The organism is Salmonella sp. 32120201201600049SM, from assembly GCF_017572835.1.
GTDB classification, from domain to species: Bacteria; Pseudomonadota; Gammaproteobacteria; order Enterobacterales; family Enterobacteriaceae; genus Salmonella; species Salmonella enterica.
Window position 1 is genome coordinate 298,326 of the sequence record NZ_JAGESA010000001.1, and the last position, 13,325, is coordinate 311,650.

At 49.7% G+C, this 13,325-nt stretch carries 10 protein-coding genes and 1 other RNA gene; 2 read left to right on the forward strand and 9 right to left on the reverse strand.

Annotated features, from left to right (window positions below; genetic code table 11):
• Positions 1-19: 19 nt before the first annotated feature.
• From J4650_RS01510 to ydiK, 9 genes are all read right to left on the reverse strand, one after another.
• On the reverse strand, positions 20-1,171 hold the full coding sequence (locus J4650_RS01510; protein ID WP_000347819.1) for an acyl-CoA dehydrogenase: 1,152 nt from the start codon (positions 1,169-1,171) through the stop codon (positions 20-22).
• 13 nt (positions 1,172-1,184) lie between these two features.
• Positions 1,185-2,780, reverse strand: a complete 1,596-nt coding sequence (locus J4650_RS01515) for an acyl CoA:acetate/3-ketoacid CoA transferase (protein ID WP_124234953.1) — start codon at positions 2,778-2,780, stop codon at positions 1,185-1,187.
• 153 nt (positions 2,781-2,933) lie between these two features.
• Positions 2,934-3,692, reverse strand: coding sequence for a type I 3-dehydroquinate dehydratase (aroD, locus tag J4650_RS01520; protein ID WP_000860221.1), 759 nt, complete (start codon positions 3,690-3,692; stop codon positions 2,934-2,936).
• Positions 3,693-3,736: 44 nt separating this feature from the next.
• Positions 3,737-4,603: a quinate/shikimate dehydrogenase gene (gene ydiB, locus J4650_RS01525; protein ID WP_000383488.1), complete on the reverse strand. Its 867-nt coding sequence runs from the start codon at positions 4,601-4,603 to the stop codon at positions 3,737-3,739.
• Positions 4,604-4,669: 66 nt separating this feature from the next.
• Positions 4,670-5,905 carry an MFS transporter gene (locus J4650_RS01530; protein ID WP_000081207.1) on the reverse strand — a complete coding sequence of 412 codons (1,236 nt, stop codon included), beginning with the start codon at positions 5,903-5,905 and terminating at the stop codon, positions 4,670-4,672.
• A 363-nt stretch (positions 5,906-6,268) separates the two neighbouring features.
• Positions 6,269-7,480 (reverse strand): MFS transporter, encoded by a 1,212-nt coding sequence (locus tag J4650_RS01535; RefSeq protein ID WP_000797669.1) that lies wholly within the window; start codon positions 7,478-7,480, stop codon positions 6,269-6,271.
• Positions 7,481-7,620: 140 nt separating this feature from the next.
• Complete coding sequence (locus J4650_RS01540) at positions 7,621-7,980, reverse strand: YdiL family protein (protein ID WP_000980455.1); 360 nt, start codon at positions 7,978-7,980, stop codon at positions 7,621-7,623.
• Between the two features lie 167 nt (positions 7,981-8,147).
• Positions 8,148-8,255: antisense sRNA RprA (gene rprA, locus J4650_RS01545), an RNA gene on the reverse strand.
• 182 nt (positions 8,256-8,437) lie between these two features.
• Positions 8,438-9,556, reverse strand: coding sequence for an AI-2E family transporter YdiK (ydiK, locus tag J4650_RS01550; protein ID WP_000248615.1), 1,119 nt, complete (start codon positions 9,554-9,556; stop codon positions 8,438-8,440).
• 264 nt (positions 9,557-9,820) lie between these two features.
• On the opposite strand from ydiK, the gene J4650_RS01555 reads away from it, so the two are divergent.
• Together J4650_RS01555 and menI are read left to right on the forward strand one after the other, a co-directional pair.
• Positions 9,821-12,877 carry an FAD-binding and (Fe-S)-binding domain-containing protein gene (locus J4650_RS01555; protein WP_023993756.1) on the forward strand — a complete coding sequence of 1,019 codons (3,057 nt, stop codon included), beginning with the start codon at positions 9,821-9,823 and terminating at the stop codon, positions 12,875-12,877.
• On the forward strand, positions 12,874-13,284 hold the full coding sequence (menI, locus tag J4650_RS01560) for a 1,4-dihydroxy-2-naphthoyl-CoA hydrolase (RefSeq protein WP_000637927.1): 411 nt from the start codon (positions 12,874-12,876) through the stop codon (positions 13,282-13,284). The genes J4650_RS01555 and menI overlap by 4 nt, the downstream gene beginning before the upstream one ends.
• Positions 13,285-13,325: the final 41 nt, after the last annotated feature.

The following is a 13,325-nucleotide window of genomic DNA, read 5'->3' on the forward strand; positions in this document are numbered from 1 at the left end:
AGACGTTCCGGTACGATCCTTACTTGTTCTGATAGTCTTTCAGAATTTGGCGTCCTGCCACATAGATCATAATTTCATCCGTGCCGCCACCGATACGTTCGCAGCGAACATCGCGCCAGAAGCGGGAGACACGGGCTTCGTCAGTATAACCAAGCCCACCCATAATCTGAATCGCATCGTCAATCACTTCCATCGCTGTGCGTGCGCAGTACAGTTTAGCCAGCGCGGCGCTGGTACGCAGTGACTCTTCCCGATCGGCCTGCCAGGCGACTTTCAACACCATATTGCGCATGTTTTCGATTTTGATGGCCATTAACGCCAGCTTTTCCTGGATCATCTGGTTATGGCCGATGGGTTTACCAAAGGCGATACGCTGGTTGGCGTAACGGGCGGCATCTTCAAATGCGCATTCGGCGAAACCTGTACTGCGCGCCGCATTAATCAAACGCTCCATTTCAAAATTGTACATGACATTGAGGAAACCCATGCCTTCTTCACCGACCCGGTCGCTTTCGTCCACCTCGACATTATCGAGATAAACTTCGCATGTACTCAACATGTGCCAGCCAATTTTGTGCAGCGGATTAATCTTTATGCCCGGTTTATTTGAGTCCACCCACCAAAGCGTGAACGCTTTTTTAGGATCTTTTGGCTCCGTATCGCGCGCCAGAACCAGCATGTAAGGATATTCTTTTGCACCGGTGATAAACGTTTTCTGACCGTTAAGATAAACCTTGCCGTTTTTACGCGTCCAGGTTGTTGTGGCGCTATTATTATCAGATCCCGCGCCAGGTTCTGTTAAAGCTAGCGCATATGCTGGATCGCCGGTGGCCAGAGTACTTTCTGCTGTTTTACGCAGTTGTTCTGCGGAACCAAAACGGCGCATACTGTGAATGCATTGGCCGTTGGTAATCAAAAAGGCCGGAGCACCGCATTTTGAGATTTCCATCAGCGCCAGCATTTGCGTTACATAGTCAGCCGGAATGCCGCCGAATTCTTCTGGGACGCCCAGCATCGAAATACCGTTTTCCGCCAGCGCCTGCATAAATTCTTTGGGATAGGTGCCCGTTTGATCGCAGGTACGGAAATACTCTTCCGGAAAATTGCTGGTGATTAACTCGCGAATACTGGCCAGTAATAGTTCTTGTTCTTCAGTTAATGAAAAATCCATATTTGTACTCCTTTTAATGTTTTGCGTCAGGAAGCGTGAATCCCATAGTGCTATCGGTAAATAATCTTGTGTCCATCAGTTTTAAATCTGGTGAGATAACCGGTGAAAAATCCATCTTGTCAAGAATATCCCGTTGCAGATCGACGCCAGGCGCAATTTCAATTAAATGCAGGCCATCTTGTTTGAGAGTGAAAACCGCACGTTCAGTGATGTAACGCACATCTAACCCGCGCTCAAGCGCAATTTTTCCACTGAACGTAATTTCCGGCAGTTCGCTGACGAATTTTTTGACGCGACCTTCCTGCAGAATATTTAATTTGCCATCGGTAATTTCAGTTTTTAAACTTCCGGCCGTCAGAGTTCCGCAGAAAATAATTTTTTGCGACGTTGCGCTAATATCGATAAACCCGCCGGTGCCCATAATTTTGCCGTTGAATTTATGTACACCGACATTACCGTGTTGATCCACTTCGGCAAAACTTAAATAGCAGACATCGAGCCCACCGCCGTGATAAAAATCAAATTGTGAGGTCATATCAAGGATCGCGCGGGTATTGACATTGGCACCGAAGGCCACGCCCTGAGAGGTAATACCGCCCACCGGGCCTGTTTCCACGGTCAGCACGAAGTCATCGGCGCAGCCTTCCTCGCGAGCGACCAGACCAATACCGTCGGCAATGCCTACGCCCACATTGCCTACCGCGCCTTTACGCATTTCAAACAGCGCGCGTCGGGCTACCAGCTTGCGCTGATTAAGGGGCAGGGTAAGCTGGGTACTGTCATCAAGAGTAAAATCCCCGGAGATAAATCGGTTCACCGGCGCGCCGCCATAGAGTTGCGTCTGGTCGGCGTCGACAACCACAATATCCACCAGATAGCCGGGAATACGCACGGATTTTGGATGCAGCGTGGCTTTTTTTACCATTTTCTGCACCTGCATCATTACAATACCGCCATTATTGTGAACGGCCTGGGCGATCACCAGCGCATCAAGATACATCACCTCATCTTCAAATGATGCATAGCCTTCGCTGTCGCAGGTGGTGGCGCGGATAAAAGCCACATTAGGCGCTATCGCTTTATAATAGAGATATTCTTTATTATCGATCTCTACCAGCTTAATGAGATCTTCTTTAGTCACGTTGTTTAATTTTCCGCCCTGTTGGCGAGGGTCGACAAAGGTACCAATACCAATATCGCTCAGAATACCCGGCTGGTGTGCGGCGCTGGCGCGCAGCGTCTGGGTTAATACGCCTTGTGGGTAGTTATAGGCGGCGATTTTATTTTGTTCAGCCAGTTCAGAAATACGGGGAGATTGCCCCCAATGTCCGCATAGCGCCCATTTTACCAGCCCCTCCTGCGCCAGCGGGCTGATGCCGCGATCGGCGCGGTCACCTAATCCGGTAGGGCTAATAATAGATAAATCTCGTGGTGACTGGGTTGTTTGATATTTATCTGCCAGTGCGGTAATTAATGTTGTCGCTTCGAGAATACCGCCGCCTGCGCCCAGAATACATAAAGTGGCCTCATCTGGAATATAATTTACTGCTTCTTGTGCAGAGAGCACGGGAACGCGGCCATTAATGCGTGATGGCTTATTGATTTTCATATTTACTCCACTATTATCCCTGAAAGCAATATCGATATAACCGTGTTAAGGTAATAAAGACAGCGGCTTTTAATGAATATGGAACATATTCATGTCAGATAACTATTTATTTTATTGTGGCAGAAAGAGAATATTCCGCCACACGATAAAGTATTACGCCTGGTGCAATATAGTTAATACGGTACGCAGATCGGCTACCGATATTTGTCCCGGCGCAGATGCTTTTTTCACCGCGCCAAACGTTGCCGCAGAACCGAACACTTCGCCGGCAAGACGAGATATTACCCCGGTTTTCGACATCGACATGGTAATAATCGGACGATCCGCATAGCGCTCCTGCATTTCTACAGTGGCGGTAAGTAAGGTCAGGACATCGGCTTTAGTCTGTGGCATGACGGCGATCTTCGGAATATCGGCGCCCAGTTCCTGCATTTTACGCAGACGCTGAACAATCTCTTCCGCTGCGGGCGTTTTATGAAAATCATGGTTAGACATGATCACCGCAACATTGTGTTGATGAGCATAGCCGACGGTGGCTTTCACCTCATCGTCGCCGGTAAAAAGCTCAAGATCGATCATATCGACCAGACCGCTGTCAACTGCTGCACGATTCAGAGCGATATACTGTTCGGTGGTTAGTGCCTGTTCGCCGCCTTCTTTCGCGCTGCGGAAGGTAAATAGCAAGGGTTTATCGGTGATAATCTCCCGGATGGCGCCGGCGGCCTCAAGTACGCTTTCCGCCGTTGTCACGTTGGCAAAATGGTCAACGCGCCACTCCAGAATATCGAAATCCGCTTCACGGTAGGCGAGTGCTTCCGATTTCACATCGGTAATGGTTTTTCCCATTAGCGACACAATGATCTTTGGCGCGCCTTCGCCAACCACGAGATCTCTTACAGTTACGGTTTTCATTTGGTACCCTTCATTGTCATTCGTCGCAATTATAATTTTACCGGTCAGGCTGTGAATCCCATCACCTGCTTCACATAGTCCAATGGAAATGCTTTTCCTGTCCACAGTTCAAACTGTTCGGCTCCTTGCCATAACAACATGCCGTAACCATCAATTGTTTTGCAACCAGCTTGTTGCGCCTGCTGCAATAACTTTGTCATATGCGGATTATAAACACATTCGGTGACCAGCAATTCAGGGCGGAGCAGGGAAACATCGCCGATCAGGGATTCGTTCTCCAATGGTTTCATGCCAACTTTGGTACCGTTCGTCAGAATATCTGCGCTGGCAAGCGCTTCAGTAAAAGCGTGCTGATCGGCAAGATCGGTGACGGTAACGACGCAATCGGTGTTTTCATTCACCCGCTTCGCAAAGGCAACCGCTTTTTCGAAAAAGTCATCTTTACGGTTAAACAGTTTAATTTCCTTAATGCCTTCAATGGCTGCCTGGGCGCCAATGGCGGTAGCCGCGCCTCCCGCGCCGAGCAGCACCATGGTTTTTCCCCGAATATCGAAACCGCTTTCTTTAATTGCCCGAATATGGCCCGTACCATCCGTGTTGTAGCCGCGTAGATAGCCGTCATCGTTAACAATGGTGTTGATAGCGCCAACCAGTTTTGCTGCTGGCGTTAATTCATCGACATACTCACACGCGAGCTGTTTGTTTGGCATGGAGACGCCCGTACCGCGCATTTTTAATGCTTTCAGTCCTTCAATGGCGCTGGCAAACGTCGTGTTATCCACTTCGAAAGCCATATAGGTATACGGTAGCCCCGCTTTTTCTAACGCTTTGTTTTGCATTTCGGGCGATAAGCTATGACGGATAGGATACGCCATAAGACCAATTAATTCATATTTTGCGGTAACATCCATTTTATACTCCTTAATAAGTGGACAGTGCAGAGCAGGGCGCATGCCTGTTGCGCATCGTTAACATTTTTACTGGAAATAACGCTCGCCAAATCGGACATCGTTTTGCGGGATCTTAAATACGCGATAATAGCGAATAAATACAATAATGGCGGTGATAAATGTCAGTAGTGCAAAGGCAAAATCTAACAAAATGATATATTGCAGGCCAATAGTAGAGAGATAACCGGTGATCAGTGGAATAATAAAGTTAGCTACGCCCCCCATCATCATATATATACTGGTGACTTTAGCTTTACTCTTAGGGAAAAATTCCGACATTACCGATACACCTAATTGTAAAATACCTCCAGCAGCGGAAAAACCAATCACGAAGGCGCCAGCATTACAGATCAGTGGAGAGGGATACAGGTAAATTGCCGCAGCGGTGAGTGTCGCCAGCCCGGCATTGAAAACATTGGCCCAGATAGGGCGAACCATTTTTTTCAGCAATGCGGCAAAAATAAACACGCAAACCAACGATCCCATACTGTAATAAGAGATGGTTTTCAGCGCGTCGGATTCCGCCATTCCGGCGAAGGCCATCGCATATTTAGGCATCCAGACCACAATCACATAGAAGGTTGAGAACGCGGCGACGCCAAATAAAACGGAAGCTACGCCTTCCAGCCAGACGAGGGGAGAACTGTTCATCTGGGGTAATTCTTTCGCAATACTGGCATCGACAAGTTGGCTGGGAAAACGGCTTTTCAACAGCATCAACGTGATGAGGACGAAAAGGATACCGGGGATTACCACCGCGTAGCCGTACCAGATATGGTTGACTAACAAGGCGCTGACGATAAGGGGGTAAATCATTTGCCCAAAAGAGACCATCGCTTTAACCAGAATAACTGCCGAGCCCGATGCTTTGGGAAAACACTCCATTAATGCAGGGTATCCGCCGGTATCCAGCGCGGAGTTCGCCACGCCGACACACACCGCTAATATGAAAGCGATCATCAGGTTAGGACTGGCGGGAATACCGAAGAAAAACAGCATATATAGTACGGCGCCAAGCAGTATTATTGCCCGACGGCCAAATTTATCGGACAGTACGCCAAAGAATAAAATACTGACCAGACGACCAAGACCAATGCCAGAGATTAAATAGGCAATACCGGCACTATCCGTGGAGAATTTCTGTGCAAGGGAGGTCATGTTCTGGGCTAGTGTAATAACACTCATGCCGTGGAGAAAGTAACTAAAATAAATGCAGATAACAGCCAGCAAATATGGCATGTTGCGAGCCTTGTTCTGAGACATTTGTTCACAGCTCCTTGCTGATGGTTTGATTCAATGTCCTGCTTATTACTGCTTTACTACATGCAGCGATTGTTCAGTAACACTATAAGTCGGTATTGTCGTTATATGTACATAACATGGCGTTTAAAATGCCAGGTTTATTGCATTGATAGCATTTCATTTGTTAGCCGGGAAATATAAAAATTGCTGCGAATTTGTTGTTTAACACATATAACTCGTGATGCTCATCGCAATTTTTCTGATAAGTGTGAAGATAATGAATAATAATTAACACGAAAATTACATTTTTTGTTTCCCGGTGATAATGGCTAACGTTTTATTTTGCATAGCAAGGCAATAATATTGCAGTTGGCACGCTAACATTTATTGTGCAGTTGACGCTGCTTCAGCGTGATGTTGTGATTCAGCCCGACTTCGGTAACCGATGAACAGCGCGAGGAGAAATCCCGCTGCGGCGATACCGGTATCAAACCACATAATATGTGCAATGCTCATTTCTGAAATCCGCGCTGTGATCAACGGAATAGTGAACGTCGCGATACTGCCGGCGCTGTAATAAATGCCGGTCGCTTTACCTTTCTCCTGTGGAAAACGGGCCGCCATCAGCGTCAGGCCGATTTGTACTACGCCACCGGCGGAAGAGAATCCAATGACGAATGCGAAGATCATAACAACATAGGCCTGAGGATGCAGGCAGACCGTCAGAAGCGCAATAAAAGAGATAAAGGTATAAAACATCAATAATGTGGTAGAGCGAATTGTTTTTCTGACCAGCGGGGCAGTAATAAAAACGCACAGTAGCGATCCGCAGGTATAAATACTTAACAGTTTGATGGATTGGGTATACGACATTCCTGCGACGAACTGTCCATACTGCGCCAGCCACTGGCTGATAAGATAAAAGGTTGCCATCGAGATATAACCATAAAGGGTGTAGCTGATAAGATCGATGAGGGAGCAATGATGTACGCCTGTGACAGGCGCTTGCGAGATTTTGGGCTTCAATATCCGACCAGGATAGGGTGGAAAAGGACAGCGTAATAAAAACAGAGCATTAATAAGCATGATCGCCCCGGCAAGCAGGAAGGACCAGCCAAACCACATATTAGCCCAGACTAATAAACTGATAATAATGGGCAACAAGAATTGCCCGCCAGAGACAAATGCTTTGATCAGAATATTTGCCGTACTGGGGGAGCGAGGGAAGGCTTCCATCAAACTGGGATAGGTACCTGCATCCAAAAAACTGTTGGCCATACCCGCTAAAAAGCCACAGGCATAAGCGACAAAAATCGTCTGAGCATAAAGAATGCCAATGAAAAAAATCAGGTAACAGGCGGTCCCCAGAATGATAAAAGGACGGCGACCAAAGCGATCGGAAAGCATACCGGCGATTAACAAAACGCTTAGCCGGCCAATACCAAGCGAAGAGATCACAATAGATACGCCTGCGGCACTGGTATGCCATTGCTGTTCAAGCGATGACATGTTCAGGCTCATCAGGATAACCCCCATGCCATGTACAAAGTAATTAAAATACAACCCTACAGCGGTAGGGAAATAACGATTTTTCATATTATCTGACTCAGAGATGCCGCCTGAACGTTACAGTGGTATACACAGGCAGGAAGCATATTGGATAGGGTGACAAGTCAATGTCGTGATTGTGTGGTTTTCTATCCGGTATCAATACGATGCGGCGATAAAGTTTACGTCTAACACAGCCGCTCCAGATCATGTGCGAAAAGTTCGGCAGCAACAGATTGATAAATTTTCCACTCGATAAAATCACCCTCTGTATAAATGGACTGAAAAGAAGATAAATCAGGGAAGTAACGCATTGTATTATTGCCGATGCGGTTATTTATTTTGTCAACAATGGCGTTAATTCGTCGCTGTCTCCTGGCTTTCATTTCCTTTAGCCTGGCAATGATTTCTGGAGAGATGGGAGTGTCGCCAGCTTCCCATCGTTGCCAGGTTGCCGAATTATTATCCTGGGTGATATAGATTGTGCATTCTTCAATCGTCATATCAAAAATACGCCGTAGTGCTTGTAGTTCTAACGCGTTCATCATTTTTTAGGCTTTTATATGAAAAAAGTGATGCTATAAATAGCACCACCGACACCGTTTCGACTTGAACAGAATCACACTATTTTGTGCAATATTATTTGTTCGTTGCAGATATCGCGGTGTTGAAGGGAAACGGGAGCTGGCTTATGTAACAATGCAGCGAAAAAAGTTAAAAAAAAAGCCCATCGTAGGAGACGGGCAAAGACTACACACAGCAATTCGTTGTTTCACTCAGGGGATTTCCATGCTTATAAATCAATGTGTTGATTTATAACCGTGTGCTAATAGTAGGCATGAGCACTTTTTGCGTCGATCAGATTCGTCTCAATAGTTTAAAAACTGTAACGGATTTGCGACAGAAATGAGATGCGGCGGGGAACAGACGGGCGAATCAAAATGGGGTGTGCGTTGAATTGATAAACGTCGCTAAAGCATCGGGCGGCAATGCCGCCCGACGGGATTATGACTGCTTGTTGGCTTCCTCGATGTCATCCAGCTCTTCAAGGATCTCCTCTGGTTCATTCGTCGGCGCCGGAACTTCATGTACCCATGCGGAGAACAAACGCCAGGTCACGGCCAGAAGCACCGGTCCAATAAACAGACCAATCATACCGAATGCAATCAGGCCGCCGATTACCCCGGAAAGGATCAGAAGCAGCGGTAAATCGGCGCCCATGCGGATGAGTACCGGGCGAATCACGTTATCCAGAGTGCCGACGACGGCGCTCCAAACCAGCAGCACGGTGCCCCAGGTGGTGTCGCCTGTCCAGTAAAGCCAGATAATGGCTGGAATCAATACCGGCAACGGCCCCAACTGAACCAGACACGAAAGGATCATCACTACCGTCAACAGGGTAGCGTAAGGCACGCCGGAAATCGCCAGCCCGACGCCGCCAAGTACCGCCTGTACCAGCGCGGTGACCACCACGCCAAGCGCCACGGCGCGGATCGCCTGGGCAGCCAGCAGAACCGCCGCATCGCCGCGTTTAGCCGCGAGACGACAGGCAAAATGACGTATTCCCATCGCCACTTGTTCGCCGCGCCAGTAAAGCAGGGCGCTAAACAACAGCATCAGGGCGCAGTGCATCATAAAGCGTCCGATATGCGCCGCCTGACCGACAAACCAGGTCGTGGTTGTGCCGATATAAGGCCGCACTTTCGCCATAATAGCGCTACCGCCCATATCCAGCAGGCTATGCCATCCGGCATACAGTTTGGCGCCAACTAACGGAATATTATTTAACCATGCCAGATCGGGTAGCGTCATATCGCCGCCGGTCACTGCATGGATGAGCGGGCCGCTACCATCGACAATGCTGTTCACCAGCAAGGCGACGGGAATAACGAAGAGCAGCACTAACAGCAGCGTCATGACCAGTACGGCAAGCGAGCGGCGGCCCCACAATATTTTTTGTAATTTCAGCAAAACGGGCCAGGTCGCGATAACAATCGTACCTGCCCATGCAAACCCCAAAATAAAAGGCTGTACTATCCACAAACAGGCCACAATCATGATGGCTAAAAACAGCACCGATAGCAGCACTTGCGCAATATCCCTGGGCTGACGAACATTTACCATAAATACTTTTCACCTTTGTCTTTGCGCCAGAACGTTGGCGCGACGTGAACATGCAAACCACACCCTATAATGATGAGCAATTTCAGCGGTTTTTAACAGGCCGATTCTGCATGTAATTCTGTTGGGCGCACAGGAAAAAAATGTGATACAACAAATAACGCAACACGCAAACGATTAAGCATCCCTTCCTGTGCGTAGACCGCTCGCGCTCGCCGGGTTGGGCGCCACCGTTCACAACATAGACCGCAGGAAAAGGTCAATATAATGATTCCACAAATTTCTCAGGCACCCGGCGTCGTTCAGCTGGTGCTCAATTTTTTGCAGGCGCTGGAGCAGCAAGGGTTTACGGGCGATACGGCAACCAGCTATGCCGACCGTCTGACAATGTCGACCGATAACAGTATCTACCAGCTTCTTCCCGATGCTGTTGTGTTTCCCCGTTCTACGGCGGATGTCGCGCTTCTTGCCCGTCTGGCGGCGGAGCCGCGCTTTACGTCGCTGATATTTACCCCTCGAGGCGGCGGTACTGGCACGAATGGCCAGGCGCTAAACCAGGGCATTATTGTTGATATGTCCCGCTATATGAACCGCATTATTGAAATTAATCCTGAAGAGGGATGGGTGCGGGTAGAGGCGGGAGTGATAAAAGATCAGCTTAATCAAGCGTTAAAGCCGTATGGCTATTTTTTTGCGCCGGAACTTTCCACCAGTAATCGCGCCACGCTTGGCGGTATGATTAATACCGATGCCTCCGGTCAGGGTTCGCTGGTCTATGGAAAAACGTCAGATCACGTCTTAGGCATACGGGCCGTATTGTTGGGGGGCGATATCCTTGACACGCAATCGATGCCCGTAGAGCTTGCCCGGACGCTGGATGAAAACACGACGATGCCAGGCCGCATCTATCAGACCGTCTATCAGTCCTGCCTGGAAAACCGTCAACTTATCCTCGATAGCTTTCCAAAGCTCAATCGTTTCCTGACAGGCTACGATTTACGCCACGTCTTTAACGATGACATGACCCGCTTCGATCTTACCCGCATCTTAACGGGGTCGGAAGGGACGCTGGCGTTTATTACTGAAGCCCGGCTGGATATTACCCCGATACCCAAAGTCCGCCGTCTGGTGAATGTAAAATACGATTCCTTTGATTCCGCGCTGCGTAACGCCCCTTTTATGGTTGATGCGCGCGCCTTATCCGTCGAGACGGTCGATTCCAAAGTCCTTAACCTCGCTCGGGAAGATATTGTCTGGCACTCCGTTAGCGAATTGATTACCGATGTGCCGGATAAAGAGATGCTTGGCCTGAATATCGTGGAATTCGCGGGTGACGATGAAGCGCTTATTGACGGACAGGTCGAGGCGCTGTGCCACCGGCTGGATGGCCTGATGGCGCGTGCGGAAGCGGGCGTGATCGGCTGGCAACTTTGTACCGATTTGACGGGTATTGAGCGTATTTACGCGATGCGTAAAAAAGCGGTAGGGCTGCTGGGTAATGCGAAAGGTGCTGCCAAACCGATTCCTTTTGCGGAAGATACCTGCGTGCCGCCTGAACATCTGGCCGATTACATCGCCGAATTTCGCGCCCTGCTGGATGGTCATGGCTTAAGTTACGGCATGTTCGGCCACGTGGATGCCGGGGTGCTGCATGTGCGTCCGGCGCTGGATATGTGCGATCCGCAGCAGGAACTGTTGATGAAACAGATCTCCGATGAGGTCGTCGCGCTGACCGCCAGATACGGTGGGCTGTTGTGGGGCGAGCATGGAAAAGGTTTCCGTGCGGAATACAGCCCGGCCTTTTTCGGCGAAGTCCTGTATGGCGAGCTGCGCAAAATAAAAGCGGCTTTTGATCCGCATAATCGACTTAACCCGGGTAAAATCTGTCCGCCGCAGGGGATAGAGGCGCCGATGATGAAGGTGGATGCGGTAAAACGCGGCACCTGGGATCGGCAAATCCCGCTGGCGGTACGGCAGACCTGGCGCGGCGCTATGGAGTGTAATGGTAACGGCCTGTGCTTTAATTTCGATGCGAAAAGCCCGATGTGCCCGTCGATGAAAATTAGCCTTAACCGGATCCACTCGCCGAAAGGGCGGGCGACGCTGGTACGGGAATGGCTCCGTCTATTGGCCGATCGCGGCGTCGATCCGCTGAAGCTGGAAAAGGAGTTGCCGGAAAAACGCGCCAGCTTACGCACGCTGATTGCCCGCACCCGGAATAGTTGGCACAAACGCAAAGGCGAGTATGACTTTTCCCATGAAGTTAAAGAGGCCATGTCCGGCTGTCTGGCGTGTAAAGCCTGTACGACCCAGTGTCCGATTAAAATCGATGTTCCGGAGTTTCGTTCACGTTTCTTACAGCTTTACCATACGCGTTATCTGCGTCCGGTACGCGATCATCTGGTGGCGACGGTCGAGACCTACGCGCCGCTGATGGCGCGTGCGCCAAAGACCTTTAACTTTTTTATTAACCAACCGATGGTTCGCAATCTGGCGAAAAAACATATCGGTATGGTGGATTTACCTCTGCTTTCTGCCCCTTCATTGCAACAGCAACTGGTGGGCCATCCGTCCGCTAATATGACGCTTGAGCAACTGGAGCGCATGAGCGCCGAGCAAAAAGCGAAAACGGTACTGGTGGTTCAGGATCCGTTTACCAGCTACTACGACGCCCGGGTCGTGGCGGACTTTATCCGCCTGGCGGAAAAGCTGGGCAGGAGGCCGGTATTGTTACCGTTCTCGCCGAATGGTAAGGCGCAGCATATTAAAGGTTTTCTTAATCGCTTTGCGAAAACGGCGAAAAAAACCTCTGAGTTCCTTAATCGGATCGCCGCGTTGGGGATGCCGATGGTGGGTGTCGATCCGGCACTGGTTCTGTGTTATCGCGACGAATACAAACTGGCGCTGGGCGAACAGCGCGGCGATTTTCATGTGTTGCTGGTGAATGAATGGCTGGCGCAGGAAATAAATGCAAGACTGTCCGTCGAGGTGAGCGGCGAACCGTGGTACTTTTTTGGTCATTGTACGGAAGTCACGGCTTTACCCGGCGCGCCTGCGCAGTGGGCCGCCATCTTTGCCCATTTTGGCGCGAAGCTGGAAAATGTCAGCGTAGGCTGCTGCGGTATGGCGGGCACTTATGGACATGAACTCACCAATCATAAAAATTCGCTGGGAATTTATGAGCTATCCTGGCATCAGGCGATGCAACGTCTACCGCGAAACCGCTGCCTGGCAACCGGCTATTCCTGCCGAAGCCAGGTTAAACGCATTGAAGGTACGGGCGTGCGTCACCCGTTGCAGGCATTACTGGAGATTATAGGTTGATCTGGAAACGTGAAGTGACCCTCGATGCGCTTAATGCGATGGGGGAAGGGAATATGGTTGGCCTGCTTGATATCCGCTTTGAGCATATTGGGGATGATACGCTGGAAGCGACAATGCCCGTCGATCATCGCACCAAACAGCCGTTCGGCTTGCTGCATGGCGGAGCGTCTGTGGTGCTGGCGGAAAGTATCGGCTCGGTCGCAGGCTATCTGTGTACGCAGGGGGAGCAAAAGGTGGTGGGGCTGGAGGTGAATGCCAACCATGTACGGTCGGCGCGTCAGGGGCGCGTACGAGGCGTCTGTAAAGCGTTGCATACCGGGGCTCGCCATCAGGTCTGGCAGATAGAGATCTTTGATGAACAGGGACGTCTGTGCTGTTCTTCGCGTCTTACTACGGCGGTTGTGTGACGTTGTCACCATAAAAGTGTGATGCATATTGCTTTTGGTCA

Excerpts from the sequence above, each read along its gene's own strand:
- J4650_RS01530 (WP_000081207.1), bottom strand. The coding sequence starts at position 5,905 with ATGTCTCAGAACAAGGCTCGCAACATGCCATATTTGCTGGCTGTTATC.
- J4650_RS01555 (WP_023993756.1), top strand. The coding sequence starts at position 9,821 with ATGATTCCACAAATTTCTCAGGCACCCGGCGTCGTTCAGCTGGTGCTC.
- ydiB (WP_000383488.1), bottom strand. The coding sequence starts at position 4,603 with ATGGATGTTACCGCAAAATATGAATTAATTGGTCTTATGGCGTATCCT.
- aroD (WP_000860221.1), bottom strand. The coding sequence starts at position 3,692 with ATGAAAACCGTAACTGTAAGAGATCTCGTGGTTGGCGAAGGCGCGCCA.
- J4650_RS01510 (WP_000347819.1), bottom strand. The coding sequence starts at position 1,171 with ATGGATTTTTCATTAACTGAAGAACAAGAACTATTACTGGCCAGTATT.
- ydiK (WP_000248615.1), bottom strand. The coding sequence starts at position 9,556 with ATGGTAAATGTTCGTCAGCCCAGGGATATTGCGCAAGTGCTGCTATCG.
- J4650_RS01540 (WP_000980455.1), bottom strand. The coding sequence starts at position 7,980 with ATGATGAACGCGTTAGAACTACAAGCACTACGGCGTATTTTTGATATG.
- J4650_RS01535 (WP_000797669.1), bottom strand. The coding sequence starts at position 7,480 with ATGAAAAATCGTTATTTCCCTACCGCTGTAGGGTTGTATTTTAATTAC.
- J4650_RS01515 (WP_124234953.1), bottom strand. The coding sequence starts at position 2,780 with ATGAAAATCAATAAGCCATCACGCATTAATGGCCGCGTTCCCGTGCTC.